The sequence below is a fragment of the Mucilaginibacter aquariorum genome (assembly GCF_024498135.1).
GTDB classification, from domain to species: Bacteria; Bacteroidota; Bacteroidia; order Sphingobacteriales; family Sphingobacteriaceae; genus Mucilaginibacter; species Mucilaginibacter aquariorum.
In genome coordinates this window covers 418396-445331 of record NZ_JANHOH010000002.1, presented here as the reverse complement: position 1 = coordinate 445331, position 26936 = coordinate 418396, and the positions used below count along the sequence as shown (strand labels likewise).

Here is a 26936-nt window from a genome sequence, read left to right as displayed (position 1 = left end):
ATGGAGCAACCCAATTCAGATAAAGAACTTTTAAGTGAAATAGAAGAGCTACGGTTTCAGCTTGAAGAAGCACATGAAACTATTAATGCCATACGCACCGGGCAGGTTGATGCCCTGGTGGTAAAGGATAAAACCGGCCACCAGCTGTACACCTTAAAAACGGCCGACCAAACTTACCGTGTGTTTATTGAGAAAATGAGCGAAGGAGCGGTCACCATAAACCGCGACGGCATAGTTTTGTATTGTAATACCCGCTTCGCCGAAATGACAGATACTCCATTAGAGAAAACAATTGGCATGCCCCTTGCCTCTTTTGTCCCCGATGAGTCAAAAGATAAACTGGAACAGTTGATACACAGCAGCTGGGAGGAGGATTGCAGGCAGGAAATTATTTTGAAAGATGGCGGTGGCAAAGATATGCACTGCATGTTCTCTTGTAACACTATTGAGCTTGATAGCGGCATGGCGCTCAGCATTATTATTACCGATTTAAGCGTATTAAAAGAAACCGAAAAGCAGCTACACCTGCGTAATGCGCAACTCGAAGAATCGCGTGCTAATACGCAGAAATTAAATAGCTCGTTAGAAGCTACCGTAAAAGAACGCACACATGACCTGGTAATAAGCCGCGAGCACTTTAAACTGCTTACAAACAATATTGTGCAAATGACATGGACCAATTTGCCCGATGGTAATGTAAACTCTTACAACCAGCGCTGGTATGATTATACGGGTAAAGATTTTGAAACCATGGGCGGTTTTGGCTGGAAAGAACTGGTACATCCCGATGATTTGAAAGAAACAGCTGAAAAGTATGCCCGATCATTAAAAACTGGTGAGATGTTTGAAGTAGAGAACCGTTACCGCAGGCACGATGGGGTTTACCGCTGGCATCTTAACCGATCAAAACCACTAAAGAACGATAAGGGCGAAATTATATTCTGGGTGGGTACAGCTACAGATATTGAAGACCAGAAACGGGAGATGGATCGTAAGGACGAGTTTATTGGTATTGCCAGTCATGAACTTAAAACACCATTAACCAGTTTAAAAGGTTACCTGCAGCTAATTGCAGGATATAAAAAAGAAGAACTGCCCCCAATAATTCAGCAATATATAAGCAAGGCGAGTTTATCTATAAATAAGCTGCAAAGCCTTATTAACGACTTGCTTGATGTGAGTAAAATAAAAGCCGGCAGGTTAGAATATGCTTTATCTGATGTAAATATTACCAACCTGATAAATCAGTGTATTGAAAATGCCGAACATGTTTATCCATCCTATCAGTTTGAAAAACATATAGCTGATACATTTACCGTAAAAGGAAATACCGAACGCCTTGAACAAGTATTAATGAACCTGTTAAACAACGCGGTAAAGTATTCGCAAAGCAATAAAAATGTATCTGTAACAGCTGTAAAATATGGTAACAATGTAAGGATATCTGTAACAGACCAGGGCATTGGCTTATCCCAAGATCAGCAAAGCAGGATATTTGAACGTTTTTATCGGGTAGAGGATAAAAAGAACATGACCAGTGGTTTAGGTATGGGCTTATATATTTCGCACGAGATAATCACTAATCATAACGGCACCATCGGTGTTACAAGCGAACCCGGCCAGGGCTCTACCTTTTACTTCGAACTACCATTGATTTAATTATAATTTAATTCTGTCTTATTGCTGTTCGATACTCCGCAGATGGCAACATAAACCATTGGTATCAGCATTAATAACGTCGCATAGTAATTCGCATTTGAACATCTTGAAAATTTGCAGGCTCATTTAAATTACGGATATTGCCATGTATTCATCACCAGTTCAATTATGACCGATAGCATTAACGGAAACGTAGTTATTAATACCAGTGCCGATGGCATTACAACCATTGGCTTTTATCATCCTGCACAAAATTCGCTGCCTGCCCACCTGTTACAGGCACTTACCGATAAAATAAACGAAGCAGGCAACGACCCGCAAACAAAGGTTATTGTTTTACAGAGCGCCGGCGAACGCACATTTTGCGCAGGTGCCAGCTTTGACGAATTACTACAAATAAAAGATAAAGAGGCAGGCGCGGTATTTTTTTCGGGTTTTGCTAATGTAATAAACGCCTGTCGCAAATCGCCCAAGATCATCATAGCCCGCATACAGGGTAAAGCTGTGGGTGGCGGCGTAGGCCTTGCTGCAGGTGCCGATTATTGCCTGGCAACAGAAGCTGCATCCATTAAATTAAGCGAACTGGCTATAGGTATAGGCCCATTTGTAATATCCCCCGCAGTGATACGTAAGATAGGGTTGCCGGCTTTTTCTCAGCTAACTATCCGCGCGGTCGATTTTCAGTCGGCACAATGGGCTATGGAGAAGGGGCTGTATAACGAGGTGTATGCCGATGTTAAATTACTGGATGAAGCCTTGGACACGCTTACACATAAACTTGCCTCCTACCACCCCCAGGCGCTTGTAGGGCTTAAACAAATACTTTGGGAAGGTACTGAAGATTGGGACCAGCTACTCACCGAACGTGCCGCCATTAGCGGCGAGCTGGTATTATCTGAATTTACCCAGCACGCGCTAAACAACTTTTTAGAAAAGAAATAATTACAGAGATATTATTTGCTTTTGGCAATAATCAACCCTTGTTGCGGTATCCATTTATCATATTCCATATAGACGGCGACTTGTTTAGCGGCTTCAATACCACGTACTTTTTCTACAAGGTGTAGGGCGCCATCAATACCGGCAGATATACCGGCAGTAGTTATCACTTTACCGTTATCAACAAAACGCACATTTTTTAGAACTTTAGCTTTAGGGACATCCCTTTTCAAATCCTCAATGCTCAAGTGGAAGGTAGTTGCGGTTAAATTATCTAATAACCCTGCTTTGCCCAATATAAATGCACCTGTACAAACCGAAAAGTAGTAATCAATATTTGTCTGCTTTTTTACCCAGCTTATTACTTTAGGATTATTAGCAGCAACGCCTGCATTACCGCCAAAAAACACCAGTATATCGGCATGTGGGGCATCGTCAATACTATAATCGGGTGTCACTTTTAGTATCCCTTGCGATTTGATCTGGTCTTTAGTTGCCGATACGGTAAAAATATCAAATCCGGCGTAAGCAAAAACTTCCATTGGGCCGGCAAAATCCAATACCTCTACCCCATCTTGCAGATAAAAAGCCACCTTATATCGTTTTGTGTTTTTATCATGTTCTGCAGCGGTTTGCTTCACCAGGGTCATTCCGCAATGCGGGCATTTTCCGGGTGCTTTATAGGCTATTTTATCACAATCGCCGCAGGGCGGGCAATAGTAATTAGCTTTCGGCTGCGCCGATGTACAGTTAACAACACATACCTGTAGGCATATAACAATTAGTAAAAGTATTTTTTTCATGATGATTTAGTTTATGCGCAAAGCTACTTATGCGGCTTAGATCATTACAGCCAAGTTAGCGCAGCATCAGGCCATCATTAACCTGATTTTTTATAATAGAGCGCAATTGATTGGTACTTTTAAGGCCACAGCTTTGTGCCGCTGCCTGCATAGTATAACCATCGGCTATCATATGAACAGAACGTTCGTTACGGAGTTTTTTAAGATAATCGCCTATGCTTATTTGAGTGGTTTTTCTGAACAGGCGGGTTAAGTTGCGGGGGCTCATAAATACTTCTGCTGCAAGTTCCGTTATACTTAGCTTTTTATCTAACGATTGCGACAGCAGATCTTGCACTGTATGTATGCGCTGATCCATGTGGTTGCGAAATTGCATAAACGCGCTTATTTGCGGGTCTGATTCGGTACGGCGGATATACACCACTATCTCTTTGGCAATTTTGGCGGCGAAGCCCGAACCAAACAACTCTTCGAGCATAAATAAAGCCAGATCGATACCCGACGAAACACCCGCGCTCGTGTAAATGTTGTCTGCCTTTACAAACAGGCGGTTACTTTTCAATAAAGTTTGAGGGAACCTGGTCTGAAACCTATCTGTAAACTTCCAGTGTGTAGTACATTCTTTATTGGTAAGCAGGCCAGCTTCGGCCAGTAAAAACGCGCCGGTACATACCGAGCATATTTTAACGCCGTCATCATACTGCTTTTTTAACCAGTACTGGAATGCTCTTGATGAGGTTAAAAATCCATCACCCATTAATAATGACGATTCCAGGCCGGGCACAAATATCACATCCCCGGGTTGCAGGTCAAGTTCGTTATAGTTTATAAGATTAGATAAAAACAGGCTGCTGCTGCTTTGAATACTACTTTCCTGGGTATGAATATTGCAAAAATGCAGCTTTAAAGGGGCTCCATAATCTGCGGCCTCATAAAAAACATGAGCGGGGCCGGTAATATCCAACAAATGCACCCTCGGCGGGATCACAAATACAGCCTGTACAAGTTTTGCAGATACACTCATTTCATCAAAATGCTACAATATGCATCAAACATAATAAAAATAGCAGCGTAGATAGCCTCCTATTTATCATAAAAAAAGCCCTTCATTGCTAAAGGGCTTCATATATATTTATGTTAAAAATTAGTGTCTTCCATGACCACGGCCTCTGCCATGTCCCCATCCGTGACCGCGATAGTGTTCGCGGTAAACTACCTGGCGGCGATAAACCGGGCGTTCATAATAACGCGCCCTGTAAACCGGGCGGGCGTAATATCTGCGTACCGGGCGGTCATAGTAAACCACGCGGTCGTAATCATCATAATAATATGGTCTTTCAATAACACGTACAGGGGCGCCTAAATTTACGCCTATCCCAACACTTACCTGCGCTTTTGCAAATTGTGCGCCCAGGGTTAATACCAATGCTATTATTGAAATTTTAATCAGTTTCATAGTAGTGAATTTTAGTTACAATTATTGTTTCATTTGTATCTATGACACCATAACGGCAGCATGGTTTAATTAAAATTCACTCCTTTTTGGAATATCACTTTTCGTAAAGCCGCAATTTGCTCCTTAAAACACTCATTTCCTGCTCCATATCATCTAATTTTTGCAGCAAATTATTTATGGTTGCAACGCCCGGTTCATTAATTTCCAGCTGGTTGTGCAAGCGCACAAAGCGTTCCAGCTTCTGTATTTCATCAAGCGGGATACAATGGGTTTTATTCACTGTAGTTACTTTAACCAGCCCGGCATCCGCCAGGTACTCAACAAATGTGTGTTCTACATTATGGTATACACAAAAATCCTTCACTGTTATCAAATTCTCTGTTCTCATAAATTATGATTTAGCCAGTTCTTCAAATAACTCTTTTTGTTTTGGATTAAGGTTTGTAGGTAGTTGTATATTATAGGTTAGATATAAGTCGCCAGATTGGTTATCCTTTTTGTATACCGGGAGGCCTTTGCCTTTAAGCTTCACTTTAGTTCCGGGTTGCGTGCCTGCCTGTACTTTCAGTTTCACCTTGCCTGTAAGGGTGTCAGCCGTAATTTCGCCTCCTAAAACCGCTGTATACAGGTCAAGGCCTATACTGCGGTACAAATCGTTGCCTACACGTTTAAACTCGGCATCTTCGGGGATAGCAAATTTTATGTACAGATCGCCCGCCGGTGCACCATTGCTTCCGGCACCGCCGTGGCCTTTAATTTTTATGGTTTGCCCATTTTCTATCCCTGCAGGGATGGTAAGACGGATATTTTTACCATTTACCGTTATAGTTTGTTTTTTAGATTCCAGTATATCGCGCAGGTTTAACTGCAGTTCGGCATTCATGTCCTGCCCCCTGTATCGTTGCGAACGGCCGCTGCTGCCACCCGCCGGGCCACCACCAAACATGGAGTTGAAAAAGTCAGAAAAATCACCGCCGCCACCTCCAAAATCAAATCCTCCAAAGTCCTGCTGGCCACCACCGCCCCCATAGCTGCGCTGCTGGCTTTGCTGCCTGGCTTGCTGCTCATAAGCTTCACTATGTTGCCAGTTTTCGCCGTATTTATCGTATTTCTTACGTTTTTCGGGGTCGCTTAAAACCTCGTTGGCCTCGTTTACCTGCTTAAATTGTTTTTCGGCTTCGGCATTGTTTGGGTTAAGATCGGGATGATGTTTGCGGGCAAGTTTGCGGTATGCACTTTTAATCTCTTTTTCAGACGCACTTTTATTTACACCTAGTATTTTATAGTAGTCAATAAATGCCATAGATTACAATGTTTAATTAGAACGGCAAAATTAGGGCGAAGTTATAATTGCTGTTTAATTTACATGCCTTTTGTATAAATTACACACCTATTATTAAAACCATGCCCACAATCGCCCCTACAAATTTAACTTTTAAACCAAGCCCAACCGCGTATTAAATGTATTAAAAGTTTTCCCCTGTGATGGATTAGCGTTTGATCATTAACATGTTGTTCTTAATTATGTATTAAATAAGATCATTCTAAATCCTACCTTTTATTAACTTGCCTGCTTAAACACTTTCCAATGGACACCAACATCTTCCATCAATTCGCTAATATCCCTACCAAAGAAATTGCCCCGGGCTTTTTCTCTAAGTTGATACACACCGCCAACAACACCATCAACTTTATTGAAGTAAAGGCCGGCAACACAGTGCCCGATCATGCCCATATACACGAGCAATGCGCTTTTGTGCTTGAAGGACAATTTGAACTAACCGTGAACGGTATCCCGCAGGTATTAGATGCCGGCCTGTTTGCCATTATCCCGCCAAATGTGCGTCACAGTGGTTTGGCTATTACAGATTGTAAGCTAATAGATGTGTTTAGCCCCGTGCGGGAAGATTATCGTAATTTGTAATTAATCGGCATAGTTTAATTATGGCTTTTGTGGTTAATTAATAAATTTGCGGCATGTCTATTACACTTGCTACCCTTGCCGATGTTCGCGAATTGGTTGTATTGATCAATTCATCCTACCGTGGTGAATCTTCTAAAAAAGGCTGGACTACCGAAGCCAACCTTATTGGCGGGCAACGCATTGATAACGAGGGCCTGACCGAGCAAATGGCCGATCCGAATGCTGTCATCCTAAAGAATACTAACGATGAAGGCAAAATAACCGGTTGTGTTTATCTGCAAAAACGGGTTGACAAACTTTACCTGGGTATGCTAACTGTATCCCCTGTGTTACAAGCCAATGGCCTGGGCAGGCAGTTATTACAGGCAGCAGAAGAGTATGCCCGAAGTATTAATTATCATACCATCACCATGACCGTTATAACCACCCGTACAGAGCTATTGGAATGGTACGAAAGGCGCGGGTACAGCAAAACCGGTGAAGTTATGCCACTTGTTATAACCGAAAAGTTCGGCATTTTAAAACAACCTGTTGAAATGTTTAAACTGGAAAAGAGCGTATAACTTGTTGTACAACGGCTTGTTTGGTTAATAAATGTTAAATTTTGAAAAGTAAAATCTGTTTTTCTTATATTTAACCTGCAACGCCGGGCAAAAAACGGTGTCCTTTAATCAAGTTATTAAGGCATTGTATGGAGCAAATTCAACCGCAGTTAAAAGATTTTATAATTGATTACTGTAACCGGTATAAAGTTTACCGGGTTGATCCTTCGATACTGGATACTAATACCAGCATTGATCTCGACCTTGATATCTACGACATAGAGATAGATCTCTTCATCGCGGAATTTTCTGAACACTTCAAGGTCGACGCCTCTAAATTTAGCTGGTATAAGTATGGTTATCCTAAAGGCTCTACACGGGTGCGCGTACTTAAACTAATGTTTGGCTATAAACGATCATGGGTAAAAAAACTGGCAGGCTATTGCTATAAACCCAAATTTAAGGTGGCGGTTTTACAAGATGCCCTGCAGAACGGGAAGTTGGTGTAAATCAATCGATTGTTGTCATGGTGAGCTTGTCGAACCATTAGCGACAAGCCCTTTACGCATATCTTTCGGCGGTTCAGCCCCTGCATCCTTACCCAGTCCTTTCCCCCTTTTCGCTCGCCTTTATTAAGGCTTCTAAACGGCTTAATTGCGTTTTTTCCTGTTTAGCAGTCATTATTCTATGGATTGAAACTTTTTTATACCACGGCGCCTGCGATTCAAAGTACTCCCAGGCTTTTTTATTGGCTTTTAGCTGCCGCTCATATTCGGGTTTTAGTTCTTTCGCTTCGTTCTCGAAGGCGTATATGACCGATCTACTTTCCTGTCGTTTGGCATAAGCGGCGATCCCTGCAGGTTGCATCAAGCCCTTTTCGGTAAGTTCGGCTATTTTCTTCATGTTAACGGCGCTCCATATGCTGGTGGCCTTACGCGGGGTAAAGCGAATAGTGTAGCTTTCTTCGTCTATTGATTTTCGCACGCTGTCTATCCAGCCAAAGCATAGTGCTTCGTCTACAGATTGTGGCCAGGTAATGCTTGGCTTGCCGCTGCCTATTTTGTAAAACCCAACCAGTAATTCTGTTTCTTTATTGGCATGCTGCTGCAGCCATGCACGAAAATCAGCCGGCGTTTTAAAAAAGTGAGGTTCCATAAAAGCTAATATACAGCCTGTTTATTATTTTTTTGAAGTTGCAACAATAACAATCCCACCCACCAGTAATATACCACCCAAATATGGCGGCCAGTTAACCGTTTTTTGCCTGTCGGCAGATACTTGTATTGGCCCGGCATCAATAACCTTTTCTTTCTTGGTGTAAGTAAAACCTGTCCATATCAGCATTACTGCGCCGATAATAATGAGTACAATTCCGATAGTTTTGTTCATGATTTTGGTTATTAGTCATTAGTGGAATGTTAATTTGGCCTAAATTGTTTGCCCCATATAACTATCACATTTTACTTTTTTTTGGCCAATACCATTTTATAGATTAGGTTTGGTACAAGTTATACATTAAGCTATTCCCTGGTTAAAAATGAAAGATGATCTGATACTGGAAACCATATCGGTTACCAAAAACTTTTTTGGCGATAAGTCTTCAGGCGTTAATAATATCACCGTTTTTATACCTAAGGGCAAAGTAACTGCCATTGTTGGCGAAAGCGGCAGTGGTAAAACAACCTTGCTTAAACTCCTATCGGGCACCATGAAGCCAGACTCGGGCGATGTGTTTTTTCATGGCCAGCCCCTGCCTGTTCGCACTGCACATATCACTACCGCCCACAAGGTAATTACTATGGTAAGCCAGGATAATACCGATATGGATATGGGCGCAAATGTTTGGGAAAATGTGGGCAAAGGCCTGCCTACTGAAGATGCCAATTATAAAATCCAGAAGGTTACCCAAGCGTTAAATCTGCTGGGTATTTATGACCTGCGCGACCAACGCTTTAGTAAACTAAGCGGTGGCGAAAAGCAGCGTGTTACTATTGCAAAAGCCCTGATAAACCGCCCCGAAGTATTGATGCTTGACGAGCCATTTAACCAGGTAGATGCCAATTACCGCGAAAGCCTTCAGCATGATATTCGCCAGATAGTTAAAGAATGGGGCGTAACCGTTATCCTGGTATCGCATGACCCGGCCGAACTGCTTTCTATGGCTGACGAGTTGATTGTTATTAAAGAGGGCGAAATTGTAGAATATGGTTCGCCGGAAGGACTTTATCACTCGCCTAAGTTGCTTTACACCGCTAAAATATTGGTTAGCTGCAGCGAGCTTACTACAGCACAGGCCAAAGTTTGTGGCATAAAATCAAAACGGAGTACAGTGGTTATTTACGCCGAAAACATTAGTATTTCCCCACTCGGAGTGGGCACTAAGTGGACGGTAAAGCAAGTGCTTTTTAAAGGCTTTTTTGAAGAACTGATCATCGAACGCGAAGAAGTTTCTCTTCGTGTTATTAATTATGCCCGCCGCAAATATCCTGTTGGCAGTAAAATTGGCATCAGCATTAAAAAGTTTCACGAATTTGGGAAGTGGCTAAGCTAACTATACTAATGGCCAATATTGTTAAGACCTCTTTTTCAACGTTATAACCGTTATCTCCGGCCAAATGCCAAGCCTTCCGGAGAATGCCAGAAAACCGAAGCCCCGGTTTACATACAGGTAACGATTTTTATGATTAGCCAAACCAGCCCAGTCCACATACTGATATTTAACCGGACTCCAGCGTAAACCGGCGGCTTCAATACCAAACTGTGCCCCGTGGGTGTGGCCTGCCAATGTTAAATGTATTTCTGTAGGATGATAACGTACTTTCTCTTCCCAATGGCTTGGGTCGTGCGATAAAAGCACCTTAAACGTTTCTTTATCAACACCTTGCATGGCCCGGTCAAGGTCACCTAATTGGATAAAACCTCTGCCCCAATTTTCCACACCTATCAGTGATATTTTTTGTCCGCCTTTTTCCAGCACAACATTTTCGTTAAGCAGCAGGCGATAACCAAGTTCGGCGTGATGCTGTTTTAGTTTTGCAAGGTTAGCGTGTTTGTCCTGCTCGCTGTTCCATTTGATGTAATCGCCGTAATCGTGGTTACCTAATATCGAGAACTGACCAAAAGGCGCTTTTATCTTCCCAAAACGGTCTATGTACTGCTCAATTTCCCAGGCGGCATTGTTAACCAGATCGCCGGTGAATACAAACAGATCAGACTTTTGAGCTATGGCCAGATCTATGCCGCGCTGCACAGCCTTTACATTATCAAAGCTACCGGAGTGAATATCTGATAGTTGCGTTATGGTAAATCCATCAAAAGCATCCGGCAGTTCATCATAATATATGGTTTGCCTGTGCACCTTATAATCATATTTGCCGCGAAACATCGCGTAAAAAAACGATGTAAAAGGTATCGCTGCAATCAATATGGCTATCTCGGTAATAAATTTACGGCGCGACGGAAAGAAGCCCTCACTGGTTTTTTTATCGGCCACAGAACGTACAATTCCGTATAAAAAACGCCCTAAATCGCCCAGCGAAAGCACGATTACAAAGAATAATTTGGTTACCAAAAAAGTAAGGAACAAACTCAGCATCCATTCATGAAAAGGTGTCATACCCCGGGCAGTACTTAAGCTGCTCAAGCCAAATAAAAATAGCGCGGTCACCCCTACCGATACCAGCAGGAAACCCCAGGTAACTATAAGCCGCAAGGGGCGAGATCGCCAGTCGGCAGTAAAGGTGCGCAACCCCATAAAAACGTACCAGTCCATCAGCAGGGAAATTGCTGACATAATGAGGAATACTTTAAGAAAACCGCCTCTATGCATTGTGTAAAGCCTTTAGGCCGCAATATAAAAAAGTAAAGGTAATTTGGATGTAAAAACGCTGCTTTGCAGGTTATTACTTATTTTTAGCCACCAATTTAAATTTATGCAACCACGCTTATTAACTCTTTCGGCCTTGCTATTGTTTTCTACAGCAGTAATCGCGCAGCAAACAAAAAAAGATACCGTATTTTTTGAAGACTTTAACGCCAAGGCGCTTGATCGCAGCAAATGGAACGTTGAGATTACCGGCAGTACGGTTAATGACGAGCAACAGGCCTATGTAGATAATGGCACAACCATATCTACCGTTAAAGGCAAAACCGAGGGTGCTACCAACGGTGCGCTGGTCTTAAAAGCTTTATACAAGGCCGGGCATACCAGTGCAGAAGGAAAGAAATACGATTTTGTATCGGGCAGGATAAATACGCGCGATAAAGTAATGTTCACCTACGGTAGCGCGTCCGCACGGATGAAGGTTACGGGCGGCGAAGGCTTATGGCCCGCATTTTGGGCCTTAGGCGGTGGCGAATGGCCCGACTGCGGCGAAATTGATATAATGGAAACCGTTGGCGATGCATCATGGACCAGCAACGCCTTGCATGGGTCAGGTTACTTTGGCAATACGCCATTGGTTTATCGTGCAACTTTCCCTAAAGGTGTTGATGCTACCCAATGGCATGTGTACAGCGTAGATTGGACAGCAGATAGTATTATTTTTAAGATAGACGGTAAAGCAACTTACACCGTTACAAAACCAATGGTTGAGAAGTATGGCAAATGGGCCTTTGATAACCCTAAGTTTTTAATATTGAACTTTGCTTTGGGTGGCGGTTACCCTAACGGGGTGAACAAGATCACTAAACCCTATTTCGGTTTATCGCAGGCATCGGTTGATAAAATTAAGGCCGGGAAGGCTAACGTATATGTAGATTGGGTACTGATAACCAAGTAGCATAAAAACGCCCTCCCGATAATCGGGAGGGCGTTTTTATGATCTATTAATAATGCCTTACCACTACACGTTTGTGATGCGCTCGGTAATAAGCCGGCCTGCTCACCACTACCGTTCTGCGGTAATGCGAGCGGCGGTGATACCTGTCAACTACAACAACACGGCGCTCAACCGGCCTTTCTACTACAACTGTGCGTACAGGGGGCGCGGGCGAGCCAATACGGGCATGTACTACTACTTGTGCTTTTGCGCCTTCAACGGCAAACATTGCAACTACGGCTACGGCAAATATTTTTAAGTATTTCATGTATTAGATTTTATTATTTTGAATTTGATCAGTAACCGCGATAATGATAGTCATGGTCACGGTCATTATCGTGGTAGCGGTCATGATGGCGGTTATGATTATACCTGCCCCTGTGGCCCCTGTTTTCAATTGAACAACTGCTTAATGCTGCTGCGCCAAATACTAATAACGCTAACAATCTCACTATTTCCTTTTTCATAATCGATATTTTTTAAGTACTTAACTCTTGTTTGTTTAAATGTTAAACTAAGCCCGGAATGCAAAGTTTAATCCGCGCAAGCGAGTATCACTAAATCGTTACAAAGGAATTCTGAAAGCCGGGAAGGTATTTGGAAGGCGATATTTATGCAGCGGTTCGCCTGGTTATTAGCCGCGCTATAAAAACATAAAGCATGCAAAAGGCCAAAAAAACCACCATCAGCATAGCTATGTTTATAAACACCTGGGGGTAGCCCAAATTAACTGCATTAAGAAAAAAGTATGGATACAACGCAGACAGACTTCCCCTTATCAGTATATAAACCAAATAGAAGAAAGGATACCAGAGCCAGCTAAAAGCATCTTTCCAGTTGATGTTTTGCTTGGGCACATATATCACCCAAAAAAGTACAAACAACGGCGGGCAAACAGCGTGAAGCAGTTCATCAGCTACCCTATGCCAACCTACCGGGTGCACAGTTCCGCGTAATACGATATTATAAACCAGGCATACAATACTAATATAAACCGCGATAGCCGTTAACACTCCCCGCCTTGAGAAAAAACTTTTATTAAACCCGCTCACTGCCACAGCGGTAAGCCCGATAGCCGTAAGTAAATTGCATTGAATAGTGAAATAACTAAAAAACTCCACCAGGCTTCCGCCTAATGTACGCCCTTTTGCCAGGTAAGCTGTCATTGACAAATAAAACTGCAGGATAAGCGCGAACCAGGTAAGTATCGCGATTAATGCGCTAATGGCAATAACAGCATTATTTTTTGTTTGCATAGCGTTCGTGAGGTTTTCAGTTATTTAATAATGTACAATATAGGCAAGAAGTATATTTACATTGTTACAATGATTATTAAAAAAACTTTAAGGGGATAAGCCGCAAAGTGTATATTTAACACACATTAACAATTTGTAATATGTTAAACTACATCCAATTAAAACCCAGTACTATTAAGATCGCATTAGTACTATTATTGAGCTTTCCATTAATAAGCAGCGCGCAAACGGTGTTTAACCATGTGGCCCTTTGCTCAAAAGATCTTAAAAAAAGCAATGCCTTTTATACTTCGGTTTTAAATTTAAAAATAGTTCCAAACCCTTTTAAAGATACCGTTCACACCTGGTATAGCATTGCCCCCAAAATTGCCATGCACGTTATACAGAGCGATTGCTCTACTGCCCCAAAACTTATTGCCGATCACATTTGCTTCAGCGTGCCTTCCATCTCCAAATTTATAGCCTTGCTTAACGAGAAAAAGATCACCTACTGTAACTGGAAAGGTGTAGCCGGGCAGGTTGAGCACCGCGTAGATGGCGTATCGCAGGTTTACATCCAGGACCCGGATGGTTATTGGATAGAAATAAACGATGCAAAGTAACATGTAGTTTACAATTGCATACCCGTTAAACCTTTCAAATTCTTCATGGTCACATATACAGAAACCACAATTAAATATGTTTACCATGAAAAACGCGATAAAAACCATATTAACCGATCTTAACCACGTATTTGTTAAAGGCGACTCTGATAAAGTAGAACAAGCAAGGGTATTTCTTTTACTTACCATTCCGTTTATGTCTTTAATGTTTATATACGGTCAATTCCCAATATATTAATCGGTCTCAATAAAATAAACTTCTATTTTTGCGGCACAAAACGCAGGAATGGATAGCTTAAAAGATAAATTCGACAGTATAATATTTGATTTAGACGGTACCCTTTGGGATAGCACCGATACCGTTACCGAGGCATGGCAAGCGGCCCTTGCGAAAGCGACTTACATGAGCCACGAGGTAATGACCCGCGACCGTGTACGTTCCATTACAGGAATGACCTATGATAAGATCTTTGAAACCCTGTTCCCTTTTTTAAGCCACGAACAACGCGAAGAAGTAAAATATTTATGCTCGGTAAGTGAGCTGGAGATCCTGCACAAAAAAGGCGGTACCTTATACGCTAATCTTGCCGATACCTTAACTTACCTGGGCAAAAAGTACAAGCTATACATTGTAAGCAATTGCCAAAGTGGCTATATCGAATTGTTTTTAGATCTGCATAACATGCACCCCCACTTTTTGGCGCACCAATGTTTTGGCACAAAAGGCAACCCAAAGGCCGATAATATCAGGGATATTGTTACCGATCACAACCTTAAAAACCCGGTTTATATAGGTGATACCACGGGCGATTATGAGTCGGCCACCAAAGCCGGCGTACCTTTCATTTTTGCATCGTATGGGTTTGGCAAGGTAGAAAGCGGACAGATCGCTACTATCAACAACTTTGAGGAATTGGCGCAAATACTCTAGGTCAAACTTTTTTGGTTCCGGTAAGTTAAAAATGTAAATATTATCGGTTCATATGAAGATCACCAAATACCTGCACTCCTGCCTTGTTTTTGAATTAAACGGGCATAAGCTGTTATTCGACCCCGGTAAGTTTAGCTTTGCCGAAGGTGCTGTAACACCCCAAATGTTTGCCGATGTGGATAGTATCATCATCACCCACATCCATCCCGACCATCTGGATACCGAGAACCTGAAGAAGATAGCGGAACTAAGCAAGGCTACCATATATACTAATATGGAAGTGAGTACTGCCATCCAAAAAGCTGGGTTAAATTATAGCCTTATAGAAGATGGCTTGTACAATATTGGACCTTTTAAGTTAGAGGCCATATCTGTACAGCATGAACCATTGCTGGATAACCCCATACCACAAATGACGGGCTTTATCATTAATGATAAAGTACTGCACCCGGTAGATTCGATGGAAGATAAACTGACTAATTACAAAGGCATCGAGCTTTTGATAATGGTTACCATGGCGCCATTTGCCAATGAACTACGCATAGCCGGCTTTGCCGACGCGGTGCAGCCTAAACAGATATTGCCTGTGCATGATGGCTACGCAAAAGACTTTTTTATTAAGCAGCGCTACCAGAATTACAGCAGGCACTTTAAGCAATTGGGCATAAAATTCAATGAAATTTATAAATTAGGCGATAGCATAACGATTTAATAATCAAATACATAAATTTAAATTAGTGTCAATTATTTCTTTTTGAGAAATTCATTAAACCTTTGGTATGGTTTTAGGGGGAGTGGTAGAAACTAAACTACCTTATGAAAACCATTATCTTTATTCATGGCATGTTCCAAAACCCTAAAAGTTGGGATAACTGGATAGCCTTTTTTACAGACCGGGGCTATAACTGTATAGTACCGCCATGGCCAAAACATGAAGGCGAACCCGCCGACCTGCGCAACTATCCACCCGAAGGTTTAGGCGACCTGGAACTAAAAACCATAATTGATAATTTTGAAAGCCTTATTCGTGTACAGGACGAACCTCCTATTTTAATAGGCCACTCGGTAGGCGGGTTAATAGTACAATTGATGGTTGCTAAAGGCCTTGCCGATTTAGGTGTTGCTATAGCTTCTGTAGCGCCAAATGCCATGCTGGCGTTTGATTGGGGCTTTATGAAGAACAGCGCCCTTATTGCTAATCCGCTAAAAGGAAATGAACCATTTTACACTGATCTGGAAAGCTTTCACGAATCGTTTTGCAATACCATGAGCATGGAGGATACTAAGGAAGCCTTTGAAGAAACCGCTACGCACGATAGCCGTAATGTGCTGCGCGATTGTATGGGCGAAGACGGGCAGATAGATACCGAAATGCCACATTCACCGCTTTTGTTTATAGGTGCCGAAAAAGATGAAACAATACCGGTTGAATTATGTAAGCGCAACAGTGAAGCTTACAATGATGAAATGAGCATATCCAATTATAAAGAATTTGCTAGCCGTGGCCACTGGATCTGCGGACAGGAAGGCTGGCAGGAAGTTGCCGGTTACGTTGCCGACTGGCTGCAGGAGCATGAAGTGGTTAAATACAATGCAAACCGTATAGAAACTAATTAAAATTGTTTTGGGTAGAATGATGGACTCCCATGTGTTAGTGTGTGACACATGGGAGTTTTTTGTGCCCATAGAAATATTCATGTCAGGTGCATAATACATAATCCCTTCAAACAGGGATAAAGAATTCCATATCTTTAGGCAGATAAAAAGCACCTTTTAGATATTTCAATGATCAAACTTATTATTTATGTAGTTTTAGTGGTAGGGCTTGTAATTTGGTTTAGAAAAGCCAACAAAAACAAATCTAAATGGGGTATGAATTTCAAGCGGGTGTATTGCCCAATATGCCAAACCAAGCAACCCATAATCCGCATGCCCAATAGCCCGGAACAGACATTATGGGGTGGGACAACCTGTCCAAAATGCCAAACCAATCTTGATAAATATGGCAATGTTATCTCGTAAACCAATTGGGTTACTTATTATACCTTGCGTCGTTTCAAATACCCGCCAAAAATAGATACAGGCGCGAAAATAAACATGGCAAATAATTGTGTCCAATGAGTACCGGTGGCAGTTATTAGTGAGATGGCAGCAAAAAGAAAAATGACTAGGGCCAGGATATAATTTAACGTTAATGTTTTTTGCCTGGCTATCAATTGTACTACAAACCCGGCTATAGCAGAAAAAAACACGCCATAAACTATAGTGGTTATTTTAAAAGCTGTTGATGCTTCAGCATGCGGCTTATGCGATGTTAAAGTAAACAGCAAAACCGAGCTTACCGCGAATATTAAATAGCCTGCTATTACAGATAAGATGTTCCTGATCATTTTATTTATGATTTAAACTCTCGTCATCATTAAGTATAGCCCAATCTCTCTCAACTCACTCCTCACCAAACTATTTTGCTTTTTCTTCTTTGTCGAAGTTCTCCATCACCAAAACGGCCGCGCCGATCAATTCGGCATCAAAACCTAATGATGAGATCAGTAATTCGGTACCCGATGAAAGGCGCGGAATGCAATATTTATGCAGGGCCTGTTGTATAGGAGCCATTAGTATACGCCCAACCTTTGCACCACGGCCACTTAACACAATATTAGCCGGGTTCATGATATGGATAAGGATGGCCAGCGCCTTACCTATCTTATAACCGGCATCAGTAAGTAATTCAATAGCAAACTGATCGCCCTGGTTAGCGGCTTCCATCAGGGCATCGCCCATTAATTTAGATTGGCCATTATGCGGCCTAAGGCTGGTTACACGGCCTTTCTTAATGCCTTCCTCGGCCTTTTCGGCCACTACCAGCATTGATGCCTCGGCCTCTAAACAACCGCGTTTACCGCACACGCATAAAGCGCCATTGTCTGATAAAGGAATGTGGCTTAGCTCGCCCGCGAAACCATTGTAACCACGGAAGATCTTACCATCTATGATCATCCCAAGGCCAATACCCCAGCCAAGATTTATTACCATAACTTCCTGTTGTGAGCGTGCAATACCAAACTTTTGCTCGGCAAGGGCTATCAGGCTGGAGTCGTTATCAATATAAGTGGTGATACCTGTGGCTTTATAAATGTATTTACTCAGGCTTTCGCCGCCCGCATCAAGGTAAGTGTAGTTAATGCCTTCAATAGCGTTAATAAAACCGGGCATGCCTATACCAATACCTGCTATTTTATTTTTGGCGATACCGCTTTCCTGTATGTAATTATTAAGGTGATCAATAAGCTCGGGAAGCGCATTATCATTATTATGCAGCTTTAATTCAACCGTGGCCATTTCGGCAACAGGGTTATTATTAAGGTCAATTAGCTGTATACGGGCCGATAGCTGATCCATAGCCACAGCCAGTATGAACATGGCATTAGTGTTTATGGCGTACATCAAAGGCCTGCGCCCGCCGCTTGAGGGTGCAAACCCCTGCTCTATTACAAAACCTTCTTTTATTAATTCGTTTATAGCTTTAGCTATAGATGGGATGCTCTTATCAAAAAGCTGGCTTAACCCGGCACACGACATTGCTTTATCGAAATATAACCTCTTAATGATCATATTTTTTAACCAGCCGCTTTTTACGCCATTGCTTTTTATTTCCATTAAGTATCTGCTTGCTTTAAATAGTTTAGAGTATTTTCTGCTATAAAATTATAAATAATGCACAAAGCTACAATAAGTTCAGAAACTTTTTAAAATTTGAGCCTAATCTACTGCATATTATTACTTATCAGCCAGTTGCTTTTTTATCTTTTCTAATTCATATTCCAGCTTTAACACGTATTCGTTTTGTGGAGCAAAGGCCTGTTTTATTTCATCTTCGGTATACCGTGGGGTTATATGCTGCGGGCAGTTCCAGTCAAATGCCTTTACATCAAAAACCATCATTCTTTCGGCCGAGTGTTTATATCCGGCAGGGTCTAACAGCTTAAAAAGAGCAGGATCATCCTCCATATTTACAATACGCGCGTCTGCATAAATTTTCAACCTTGTTTGATGCGGATAATCCATTAGGAATAACGAAACCTGTGGATGGGTAAGTATATTCCCTACAGATATATATTGTTTATTACCTCTAAAATCAACCAGGCCAAGGGTTTTATTATTGATGACTTTTATAAACCCGGCAGGGCCACCCCTGTGTTGTATGTACGGATAATTATTTTCGCCAATGCTGGCCATGTAAAAACTATCGCGGCTTTCAATAAAGGCCATTTCGTCTTCGGTTAAGCCATCTTTATCTGTACGCTTTTCCATATTGGCATAAGCATCACGGCTGCCGTACTTTTCCTGCAGGGCTTTTATACTATCGGTAAACGCGAATTTTGCAAAATTCATGATTGAAAATTTTAAATATACAAAGCCCATTACCAATGGTAACAGGCTTAAATATAATAGTTTAGTTTGTTTTAATTTACCAGTTCTGGTATAGCAGGCCAGTCGACAGGTACTTCGGTAAGTGCATATACGTAATTGGTGATAGTTTTATCGCAAACGGCAATTACCACGTCGATTAAGTTGCCTTGAGTATAATTAACTTAATCCCATTCTCATTTCTATCATGTGGCTGTTAAAGCCAACTTTTTCGTAGGCCTTTATAGCCGGCGCATTCTGAAAATAAACCTGCAGGCGAAACTCGGTTACCCCCTGCTTAACCGACCAATCTTTCAAAGCATCAATAATTAGCTTATTTACCCCTTTACCACGATGCTGCGGCAACACATACATGAAACCCAGATAGGCATGTTGCTGATGTTTCAGATAGACCTTTGAGGTTTCGATACGGGAGTAGCCACTGCCTACTAACTGGCCATCCAATTCGGCTACTGCAAGGTAAATATGTGGGGCAGTGATAAACTCGTTAAGGTCATAGTATTTGGCATCGCTCTCCTTTAAGGTGGGGTCAAATGGCCGTTCAGCGCTGATGACACCCTGCTCAAATTGCAGCAAGGTATCCATATCCGCCAAAGTGGCTTCGCGAATAATGATATTTTGCATATTATTTGAATAAGCTGAGGGAACCCAGTCAAAACGTTTTGGTGGCATGTTTATTTACTATAAAATAGTGAGCCGGGTATTTGTTTTATATTTTGCAGCCAAACATCGTCCTGTATAAAAAATATATCTAAGGATTGCTCTAAATCCTCACCCCTGATAGCATCCTGCACGGCAAAGTTAACAGCAGATCTCGCTTCTTCGGAGTCGGCGGCTAACACAACACCGATAACTAAGCTGTATTCGCCAGAGAATGAGTTCATGTACTCATAAGCTTCCTTAATATTGCTATTGGCCTTAAATCCCGATATTATTTTTTCGATGATCCGTTTTGGCAATGGGCGATCTGGTGTACCAACCATTACCGTTGTACCCTCGGGAATATCACGGGGCTTTATTTCATCCCTGCTACGCTGCATTACAAACATGTTGTAGCCATCACTATTGATAACTAACCTGCTTACACCATTTTGTTCGCACATTTTAAGCACATCGTTTGATTTTAAAGCGACATACGCTGTGCGGCTGCGTGACCAGGTAAGTAATGATTCTTCATCGGTGAATGCGCCCAGTGCTTTTAAACCGTCAACTTCAAAAATACACGTTAGTTTTAGTTGTGTATCTTCTGTACTCGTTGTCCAACCATCTTTTATATTAAGTTCATCGTTAATTGATGGCAAGAGTAATGTTGGGTTACCGTCCATCAATTCCATCACCGCTTTACGGTACGTTTCATCTGACGGGGTTTTATACCAGGCCTCAATGTAATTAATAAGCTGTGTATTCTCCGGAAGGCCGTTGTACGGCTCTGTAGCTTTTTCCTTTTTAAATAAAGAATTTAAAAATCCCATTATTCTATTGTAAATTAAATGTAAGCGTAGCCGCTTACCGTAACCGCCATTCAAGCGTAGTGCTCAAAGCAAAATAATTCTATCGTATACACTTAAATTAAACCTAAGCCTGGACTTTCGGACGGAGCGCAATCATCTATAGTTTCTCGACATTTTCTTTTTTCTCTCCAAAATTTCCGGAACTGTTATAAATTGGTAAAAGCCAGTATAGTCTGAAAGAGAGGCTATATACATATTCTTACTCATAATATAGATAAGAGTGTACAAACTCTCGTCGTCAGTAACTTTAGTCCTAAATTGATTTTTATTTAATGGAATCAAATAATTAGTTATTACAAAATTGATCCCTTTGGATTGATATTTTTTAAACACCTTGGATTTATCATCTATAAAGTGATAATCACGAATTTCTTTTTCATTAAAACTGATCCCATTAGCAAATGCCGACTTCAAAAATTCCACGTAATTTAAATACTTCCCTGAAATATTATGCTTTATATAAAATTCATACAATGCACGATTTTCAACAATCAGCTTCTTTCGGTTGTCGGGTGCATAAGGTATTGCCACATACCCAAATGGGTGTTTTGAAAAACTATTTAACGTTTCTAAATAATCTTTATCTGGTGTTTGTGCAACTGCTTTTGTGCAGATGAAAAATAAAAATAATATTCTTTTAAACATTTTACTCTACCGCAAACCCCTTCTTCAACTTAATATCCATTGATGAGCTACCTATCCAAACCTGGAAGGTACCTGGTTCTACTGTCCAGTTCATGTTTTTATCCAGCAGCGCCAGATCATCGGGGTGCAGGGTAAAGGTAACCGTTTTCTTTTCACCCGGGTTGAGGCTCACCCGTTCGAAACCGCGCAGGTCATATTCGTAGGTTGTTACACTGCTTACATCGTCTTTTAAATACAGTTGTACTACATCGTCGCCTTTGCGCTGGCCGGTGTTGGTTACATCTACCGTAACGGCTACATCTCCCTGCGAGTGCCCTTTTTCTGGCGATACCTGCAGGTTGCTGTATTCAAAGCTGGTATAGCTCAGCCCATAACCAAACGGATATAACGCTCCGTTTACGCTGGTGTGTCCCCAGCTGTTTTTGCCGCCCTGCCCGGCCTGCGAATTTGGCTTGAATGGAAAGTTAAACTCTATTTGGCCTGTTGTTTTAGGGAAGGTAATGGGCAGTTTACCGCCGGGGTTGTTATCGCCAAAAAGGGTTTCGGCAACAACCTGCCCGCTTTGTGTGCTCGGGAACCATGCCTCTAAAATAGCAGGCACGTATTTGTTTTCCCAGTTAATAGTAAGCGGCTGGCCGTTTATCATCACCATAACAACCGGCTTACCTGTTGCCTGCAAAGCCTGTATCAGCTTTAACTGGCGGCCCGGCAAATTTAATCCGGTACGGGAAAGGCTCTCCCCCACCCGGTCCATATCCTCCCCCACAACGGCTATAATTACGTCCGACTGTTTGGCCTGCGCCACTGCCGAATCAATGCCCGCTTGCTCGGCGGAGGTTAACGGCGTTTCAATAATTTCACTCTCGGGCCAGGTAGCATCTACCATATCGCAGCCCTTAACATAACTTACCTTGCCCGCTGCGCCAACATACTTTTTAACACCATCAAATACCGATGTAATAGGGTTATGCGATGGGCCGTACCTGCTCACCGTATAATTACTCTCTACAGCCAGCGGACCTGTTACCAGTATATTTTTATACTTGCTTTTATCAAGCGGCAATAAGTTGTTCTCGTTCTTTAAAAGCACCATAGATTCACGGTTCATTTTAAGGCTCATTTGCTCATCGGCGGCAGTGTGTACTAATTTATCGGCTGCTTTGGGGTCTTTCACGTACGGACTATCAAACAAACCCAGCCTGAATTTCACCCGCAGCACATCTGCCACACGCGAGTCAATTACCTTCATCGAAATTTTGTTCTCTTTGATCAGTTCGCGCAGCGGAAGAATAAAAGTTTGCGGCATGGTAAAGTTGGTGCGTACGTTAAGCCCGGCCTCTACCGCCTGCCTAACGGCCTCTTTATAATCAATAGCCACCTTGTGCTTGGAATATAAATATTCTACCGCTTCACTATCGCTCACTACATATCCCTGAAAACCAAATTGCTGGCGAAGCAACTCTGTCAGGAAATAATAGCTGCCTGTAACAGGCACGCCATCCCAATCGTTATAGCTGCTCATTACCCCCATTGGGTGTGCTTCCTGTATAACACGGCGGAATGGATACAGATAGATCTGGTGCATTTCTCTTGGCGCCACATGCGGATCAGTACGGGCGCTGCCATCGCGGCCACCTTTGGGCACGCTATAAACCGCGTAATGTTTAAGCGTTGATGCAACGCCTTCTTCCTGTATGCCTAACACCATTTGTTTGCCCATTTCTGCAATCAGGAATGGGTTTTCGCCATAACATTCTACTACACGCCCCCAGCGCTGATCGCGGGCAGGGTCAAGTATTGGCGCATAAACATTGGTATAACCTAAAGCTTTTGCTTCGCGGCCAACGGTTTGCCCTGCCTGCCGTACCAGTTGCTTGTTCCAGGTACTGCCGATGCCAATTGGGGCAGGTAGCGGCGTAGCCCTGTCGTGATTAAGGCCGTGGATGCCCTCGTTTGTAAAATCGACAGGGATCCCCATACGAGTTTCTTCCACAAACCATTTCTGAATAGTATTTATTGCTGATGCATGTTTACTAAACGGGTAAGAGTATTGTGTTGGCGCATCGTCGGTATGCGAGGTAAGGTTGTTTAGTTCTTCATCTATATTGGCAATACCGTCTTTCCAGATCTCGTTCTTCCAGTTGGGTACAGGCATTTCATCCTTCAGCACACGCTTGTAACCGTAAAGGGTAGCCATCTGGCAGGTTTTCTCTTCAACTGTCATTTGGCTTAGCAGGTCGGTAATGCGTTTTTCGATGTTTTGAGACGGATCTTCAAAAACATCCATGCGGCCGTTCTTATTAAAATCGACCCAACCCTTGTGGTAAATATTTTTTTGTTGTGCAGATGCAGAGATGGCAAGCCCAAGCAACGATAGCAGCAGCAGCAGTTTTTTCATACAGATGAGAAGTATATATTGGTTTACATCTCAAATATATAAAGTGTGTAGCAAATACACCTTTTGGGTGGTTAATAAATTAACTATTACGTTTTCGTAAGGTTATCTTACAATGTATTCGTAAGTGGTGATTTCCTCGCCACCGTTAAAATGTTTGACCACTTTCTTTGTAGGGAAGTTATCTGCATTGTAGCTAAATTTAATAGATGGACTAACATAGTTTGAGTAATATTATTAAGCGTTACTACCGGGTAAGGCTCTGCTACATAATTAACGTAAGGGTTTAGCCCCGCAACATTTAAAAACGGATTGTTTTTATCATCGAATTTGTTACCCCACAAATCAAGGTTCAAACTACCGTCTACCCCTCCAAAAAAAATCAAATGACCATTATTATCGTAAAGTGAGGTAAGCCCTTTATTTACCTTCATTATCCGGTTCTGATTGTTTAAAAACACAGTATATACAGTTGTAGTTATACCATTATCGTAAGAAATATCTTCGGGCTTATCGTCGGGCTTACTATGGATATATACAAATTTAATCTTACTAACGGGCTGCTTGCCCGGCGCACCCTGTTCTACTAAAATAAGCTTGTTATCATTATCATAAGTAAGCCGTAAAGGGTCACCAGCCCCCGTTTCGTATTGATTATATAGTTCAGAAGAATAAGTTATTATTCTATTGTTATTATCATAGGTGAACTTGATAGCTCGATGAGTTCCAAATACATCGTCAATAGTTATTTTGCTAACCAAATAAATTTTACTTTGTTCTAACTGTGGTTTAGCACCGTCCTTTTTGCAGGATTGAAAGGAAATAATTAATGATAGGACAATTAGCAAAAGGAAGATTTTATTCATAACAAGGTTTAAGCATCTAAAATACAAACAATTTAACATGTCAGTTAAATAATCTTTATAGTTATCTCAAACAATTACGTATTTATGCGTTATGTTTTTAGCTGTGGATAAAGCAGCACTACCCTATTCCCCTGTATGCGTAATTTTTATACTTTATTGCTGATTGTCCTTTGTTCTTTCACTACAGTTAAAGCAGGCCGCCCCTTTGATGACACAGGCACCAAAGCCAATCGCATTTGCGGCAAATGGGAATCAACTGAGAAAAACCTGATAGTGGAGGTTTATCCTTATAAAAATACTTTTAAAGCAAAGATGGTATGGTTTACCGGCGGCGTTTCAAAAGCCAAACCAATGGAAACTATTACCGATATAAAAAACCCCGACCCGGCACTGCGCAGCCGTAAAGTGCTCGGCCTTGATGTAGTGGAGAACCTAACCTATAATTCAAAATCAAATTCATGGGAAGGTGGCAAGATCTACGAAGTGCAAAGTGGCAAATACTGGAGTGCCGCGGCACATATTGATAAAACCGGCCTGCTAAAAGTAAAAGGCTACTGGAAGGTTAAACTGCTGGGTAAAACCTTGACCTTTAAACGAGTAACAGCTAAGCCATAAAAAAGCGACCCCAATTAATGGAAGTCGCTTTTTCGAATTTATATTGAAAAACTATTATTGTTTCAGGAATTCGCCGTTTGCGCTTAGTTCAACTTCGTCGCTTAGCATTGGTGAGCTAAATTTGCTACCGAAACCAAAATCAGAACGTTTGATGGTACCTGTAATTTTGAAACCGGCATCAGGGCCTTTAGTCATTGGGTTGGTAATTGTACCACGGTAAGTAGCATCTAATACAACCGGTTTAGTAACACCGTTTAATGTTAAGTTACCTGTAACTTTGTATTTGTTTGTGCCTGCGGGTTTAACACTTGTGCTAACAAAAGTTAGGGTTGGGTATTTAGCAACGTCGAAAAAATCAGCAGATTTTAAGTGACCATCACGTCTTTCGTTATCTGTGCTTACAGATGCGGTGTTTGCAGTAAAAGTGTATTTAGCGTCGCTAAAATCTGGTTTTGCAGCCAAAATGCTTGCATCAAAATCTTTAAAATTACCATCAACATCAGATACTGCAAGGTGGGTAATAGTAAATTTTACTTGTGAGTGGGCTTTGTCAACTTTCCAGGTGCTTTGCGCAAATACAGCCGTCTGCATAAATAATGCCGCTGCAGCTAATGTCAAGATTTTTTTCATTGTTAATTTTTTCAGTTTAATATTTTTTGAATGATCCAAAGATAGATAAAGGTTTGACATGTAATCAATACAAAGATGTTTAAACATCTTTTTTGAAAAACTAATGACAAATCCCTATTTATCAGCAAAGAAGGTGTCAACCCTTTTATTGAATGCTGTTGCATGTTCAACCAATGTACCATGCCCGGAGTTCTTCACTATCCATAACTTTGAACCGGGTATGTTTTGCTGTATTAAACGGGTGTGCTTATCGGCAATAACATCATGGTCGCCGGCTATGATAAACGCCGGGCATTTAACTTTCTTTAAGTCTGCAAGTTTAATATTGGGCTGTTCCCAATCCAGCATAAACATTTTCCAGGCATTTTTCTCGGCAGCTGTACGCCAAACTTTGTTCTTGTTTTCTTTATAATATTTTTCTGAATTTGCCCAGCTGCCATCTACAAACGCGCTGGCATCCGGTGTGATGTTTGCCCCGGTAGACGCCAGTTTGATAACCTTATCGGGATGGCGAATAGCCATTAGTATGGCGTTAATGCCGCCATCGCTCCAGCCTAACAGGTACGCCTTAGGGATGTGCATCACATCAAGCAGGGCGGCGAAATCATCGGCCATTTGCTCGAAAGTAAGTGAGGGATTAGGATCAATTGATTTCCCCTGCGACCGGCTATCTACCAATATCACCCTGTACTTTTTTGAAAAATAGGGTACATTTTTGCTAAAGGCGCTCATATCGCCGCCATTGCCATGTATCATTAATAAGGGTTGCCCTTTACCATATTCTTCAACATATAGTTTAATGCCGTGTATATTATAATACTTACCTACTGCCGCGTTTTTGCCGTAAGGTATTTTTTGCGCAAAGCTAAATGCAGTTATGAGTTGGGGTATCAGGGCCATTAAGAGTATTC

34 protein-coding genes are annotated in these 26936 nt (G+C 41.8%); 13 read left to right on the top strand and 21 right to left on the bottom strand.

From position 1 onward, the window contains the following. Both NPE20_RS13040 and NPE20_RS13035 read left to right on the top strand, forming a co-directional pair. Entirely contained in the window at nt 1-1659 is a 1659-nt protein-coding gene (locus tag NPE20_RS13040; RefSeq protein WP_256539101.1) for a PAS domain-containing sensor histidine kinase, read from the top strand. 168 nt (nt 1660-1827) lie between these two features. Then, on the top strand, nt 1828-2601 hold the full coding sequence (locus NPE20_RS13035) for an enoyl-CoA hydratase/isomerase family protein (protein WP_256539100.1): 774 nt from the start codon (nt 1828-1830) through the stop codon (nt 2599-2601). Nucleotides 2602-2612: 11 nt separating this feature from the next. On the opposite strand, the gene NPE20_RS13030 is transcribed toward NPE20_RS13035, so the two are convergent. The 5 genes from NPE20_RS13030 to NPE20_RS13010 form a co-directional block, all read right to left on the bottom strand. Next, nucleotides 2613-3401 (bottom strand): DJ-1/PfpI family protein, encoded by a 789-nt coding sequence (locus NPE20_RS13030; RefSeq protein WP_256539099.1) that lies wholly within the window; start codon nt 3399-3401, stop codon nt 2613-2615. A gap of 55 nt (nt 3402-3456) precedes the next feature. Further along, nucleotides 3457-4425, bottom strand: coding sequence for a GlxA family transcriptional regulator (locus tag NPE20_RS13025; RefSeq protein WP_256539098.1), 969 nt, complete (start codon nt 4423-4425; stop codon nt 3457-3459). A gap of 120 nt (nt 4426-4545) precedes the next feature. Beyond that, nucleotides 4546-4857 (bottom strand): hypothetical protein, encoded by a 312-nt coding sequence (locus tag NPE20_RS13020; RefSeq protein WP_256539097.1) that lies wholly within the window; start codon nt 4855-4857, stop codon nt 4546-4548. A 94-nt stretch (nt 4858-4951) separates the two neighbouring features. After that, nucleotides 4952-5245, bottom strand: coding sequence for a chaperone modulator CbpM (locus NPE20_RS13015; RefSeq protein WP_256539096.1), 294 nt, complete (start codon nt 5243-5245; stop codon nt 4952-4954). Nucleotides 5246-5248: 3 nt separating this feature from the next. Continuing rightward, nucleotides 5249-6160: a DnaJ C-terminal domain-containing protein gene (locus tag NPE20_RS13010; protein ID WP_256539095.1), complete on the bottom strand. Its 912-nt coding sequence runs from the start codon at nt 6158-6160 to the stop codon at nt 5249-5251. A gap of 285 nt (nt 6161-6445) precedes the next feature. Here NPE20_RS13010 and NPE20_RS13005 point away from each other — a divergent pair, with 285 nt between their 5' ends. The 3 genes from NPE20_RS13005 to NPE20_RS12995 all read left to right on the top strand — a co-directional run bounded on the left by NPE20_RS13005 (nt 6446) and on the right by NPE20_RS12995 (nt 7832). Beyond that, complete coding sequence (locus NPE20_RS13005) at nt 6446-6781, top strand: cupin domain-containing protein (RefSeq protein ID WP_256539094.1); 336 nt, start codon at nt 6446-6448, stop codon at nt 6779-6781. Between the two features lie 53 nt (nt 6782-6834). After that, nucleotides 6835-7344 carry a GNAT family N-acetyltransferase gene (locus NPE20_RS13000; RefSeq protein WP_256539093.1) on the top strand — a complete coding sequence of 170 codons (510 nt, stop codon included), beginning with the start codon at nt 6835-6837 and terminating at the stop codon, nt 7342-7344. 128 nt (nt 7345-7472) lie between these two features. Beyond that, nucleotides 7473-7832: a DUF1493 family protein gene (locus tag NPE20_RS12995; RefSeq protein WP_256539092.1), complete on the top strand. Its 360-nt coding sequence runs from the start codon at nt 7473-7475 to the stop codon at nt 7830-7832. Nucleotides 7833-7920: 88 nt separating this feature from the next. Here NPE20_RS12995 and NPE20_RS12990 read toward each other — a convergent pair whose 3' ends face one another. Continuing rightward, nucleotides 7921-8478: a YdeI/OmpD-associated family protein gene (locus NPE20_RS12990; RefSeq protein WP_256539091.1), complete on the bottom strand. Its 558-nt coding sequence runs from the start codon at nt 8476-8478 to the stop codon at nt 7921-7923. Between the two features lie 24 nt (nt 8479-8502). Next, nucleotides 8503-8712 carry a hypothetical protein gene (locus NPE20_RS12985; RefSeq protein ID WP_256539090.1) on the bottom strand — a complete coding sequence of 70 codons (210 nt, stop codon included), beginning with the start codon at nt 8710-8712 and terminating at the stop codon, nt 8503-8505. A 148-nt stretch (nt 8713-8860) separates the two neighbouring features. On the opposite strand from NPE20_RS12985, the gene NPE20_RS12980 reads away from it, so the two are divergent. Next, complete coding sequence (locus NPE20_RS12980; protein WP_256539089.1) at nt 8861-9874, top strand: ABC transporter ATP-binding protein; 1014 nt, start codon at nt 8861-8863, stop codon at nt 9872-9874. Between the two features lie 21 nt (nt 9875-9895). On the opposite strand, the gene NPE20_RS12975 is transcribed toward NPE20_RS12980, so the two are convergent. Further along, the gene (locus NPE20_RS12975; RefSeq protein ID WP_256539088.1) at nt 9896-11116 is read right to left on the bottom strand and encodes a metallophosphoesterase; all 1221 of its coding nucleotides are present in this window, start codon (nt 11114-11116) and stop codon (nt 9896-9898) included. Between the two features lie 139 nt (nt 11117-11255). Here NPE20_RS12975 and NPE20_RS12970 point away from each other — a divergent pair, with 139 nt between their 5' ends. Further along, complete coding sequence (locus NPE20_RS12970) at nt 11256-12104, top strand: glycoside hydrolase family 16 protein (RefSeq protein ID WP_256539087.1); 849 nt, start codon at nt 11256-11258, stop codon at nt 12102-12104. A 46-nt stretch (nt 12105-12150) separates the two neighbouring features. Here NPE20_RS12970 and NPE20_RS12965 read toward each other — a convergent pair whose 3' ends face one another. The 3 genes from NPE20_RS12965 to NPE20_RS12955 form a co-directional block, all read right to left on the bottom strand. After that, a complete protein-coding gene (locus NPE20_RS12965; protein WP_256539086.1) occupies nt 12151-12411 on the bottom strand; it encodes a hypothetical protein in 261 nt (86 codons plus the stop codon). Between the two features lie 28 nt (nt 12412-12439). Then, nucleotides 12440-12610: a hypothetical protein gene (locus NPE20_RS12960; protein WP_256539085.1), complete on the bottom strand. Its 171-nt coding sequence runs from the start codon at nt 12608-12610 to the stop codon at nt 12440-12442. Nucleotides 12611-12754: 144 nt separating this feature from the next. After that, nucleotides 12755-13399, bottom strand: a complete 645-nt coding sequence (locus NPE20_RS12955) for a Pr6Pr family membrane protein (protein ID WP_256539084.1) — start codon at nt 13397-13399, stop codon at nt 12755-12757. 140 nt (nt 13400-13539) lie between these two features. Here NPE20_RS12955 and NPE20_RS12950 point away from each other — a divergent pair, with 140 nt between their 5' ends. The 5 genes from NPE20_RS12950 (at nt 13540) to NPE20_RS12930 (ending at nt 16549) form a co-directional block, all read left to right on the top strand. Next, on the top strand, nt 13540-14001 hold the full coding sequence (locus tag NPE20_RS12950; RefSeq protein WP_256539083.1) for a VOC family protein: 462 nt from the start codon (nt 13540-13542) through the stop codon (nt 13999-14001). 85 nt (nt 14002-14086) lie between these two features. Continuing rightward, on the top strand, nt 14087-14239 hold the full coding sequence (locus NPE20_RS12945; RefSeq protein ID WP_256539082.1) for a hypothetical protein: 153 nt from the start codon (nt 14087-14089) through the stop codon (nt 14237-14239). 48 nt (nt 14240-14287) lie between these two features. After that, nucleotides 14288-14932, top strand: a complete 645-nt coding sequence (locus NPE20_RS12940) for an HAD family hydrolase (RefSeq protein WP_256539081.1) — start codon at nt 14288-14290, stop codon at nt 14930-14932. A gap of 52 nt (nt 14933-14984) precedes the next feature. Further along, nucleotides 14985-15644, top strand: a complete 660-nt coding sequence (locus NPE20_RS12935; RefSeq protein WP_256539080.1) for an MBL fold metallo-hydrolase — start codon at nt 14985-14987, stop codon at nt 15642-15644. A 104-nt stretch (nt 15645-15748) separates the two neighbouring features. Beyond that, nucleotides 15749-16549, top strand: a complete 801-nt coding sequence (locus tag NPE20_RS12930; RefSeq protein WP_256539079.1) for an alpha/beta hydrolase — start codon at nt 15749-15751, stop codon at nt 16547-16549. Nucleotides 16550-16971: 422 nt separating this feature from the next. Here the strand turns inward: NPE20_RS12930 and NPE20_RS12925 are convergent, their stop codons facing one another. From NPE20_RS12925 to NPE20_RS12890, 8 genes are all read right to left on the bottom strand, one after another. After that, a complete protein-coding gene (locus NPE20_RS12925; protein WP_256539077.1) occupies nt 16972-17322 on the bottom strand; it encodes a hypothetical protein in 351 nt (116 codons plus the stop codon). Between the two features lie 70 nt (nt 17323-17392). Next, nucleotides 17393-18592: an ROK family protein gene (locus NPE20_RS12920; RefSeq protein WP_256539076.1), complete on the bottom strand. Its 1200-nt coding sequence runs from the start codon at nt 18590-18592 to the stop codon at nt 17393-17395. A gap of 120 nt (nt 18593-18712) precedes the next feature. After that, entirely contained in the window at nt 18713-19327 is a 615-nt protein-coding gene (locus tag NPE20_RS12915) for a pyridoxamine 5'-phosphate oxidase family protein (RefSeq protein WP_256539075.1), read from the bottom strand. 195 nt (nt 19328-19522) lie between these two features. Beyond that, nucleotides 19523-19987 (bottom strand): GNAT family N-acetyltransferase, encoded by a 465-nt coding sequence (locus tag NPE20_RS12910; RefSeq protein ID WP_256539074.1) that lies wholly within the window; start codon nt 19985-19987, stop codon nt 19523-19525. 50 nt (nt 19988-20037) lie between these two features. Next, the gene (locus NPE20_RS12905) at nt 20038-20835 is read right to left on the bottom strand and encodes an SseB family protein (RefSeq protein WP_256539073.1); all 798 of its coding nucleotides are present in this window, start codon (nt 20833-20835) and stop codon (nt 20038-20040) included. 132 nt (nt 20836-20967) lie between these two features. Then, on the bottom strand, nt 20968-21519 hold the full coding sequence (locus NPE20_RS12900) for a hypothetical protein (RefSeq protein WP_256539072.1): 552 nt from the start codon (nt 21517-21519) through the stop codon (nt 20968-20970). Between the two features lies 1 nt (nt 21520). Next, on the bottom strand, nt 21521-23917 hold the full coding sequence (locus NPE20_RS12895) for a glycoside hydrolase family 3 N-terminal domain-containing protein (protein ID WP_256539071.1): 2397 nt from the start codon (nt 23915-23917) through the stop codon (nt 21521-21523). A gap of 107 nt (nt 23918-24024) precedes the next feature. Further along, on the bottom strand, nt 24025-24780 hold the full coding sequence (locus tag NPE20_RS12890; RefSeq protein ID WP_256539070.1) for a hypothetical protein: 756 nt from the start codon (nt 24778-24780) through the stop codon (nt 24025-24027). Between the two features lie 135 nt (nt 24781-24915). Here NPE20_RS12890 and NPE20_RS12885 point away from each other — a divergent pair, with 135 nt between their 5' ends. Continuing rightward, on the top strand, nt 24916-25395 hold the full coding sequence (locus tag NPE20_RS12885; protein ID WP_256539069.1) for a DUF2147 domain-containing protein: 480 nt from the start codon (nt 24916-24918) through the stop codon (nt 25393-25395). A gap of 54 nt (nt 25396-25449) precedes the next feature. Here the strand turns inward: NPE20_RS12885 and NPE20_RS12880 are convergent, their stop codons facing one another. Next, nucleotides 25450-26025: a YceI family protein gene (locus NPE20_RS12880; protein ID WP_256539068.1), complete on the bottom strand. Its 576-nt coding sequence runs from the start codon at nt 26023-26025 to the stop codon at nt 25450-25452. 114 nt (nt 26026-26139) lie between these two features. Beyond that, a complete protein-coding gene (locus NPE20_RS12875; RefSeq protein ID WP_256539067.1) occupies nt 26140-26925 on the bottom strand; it encodes an alpha/beta fold hydrolase in 786 nt (261 codons plus the stop codon). Nucleotides 26926-26936: the final 11 nt, after the last annotated feature.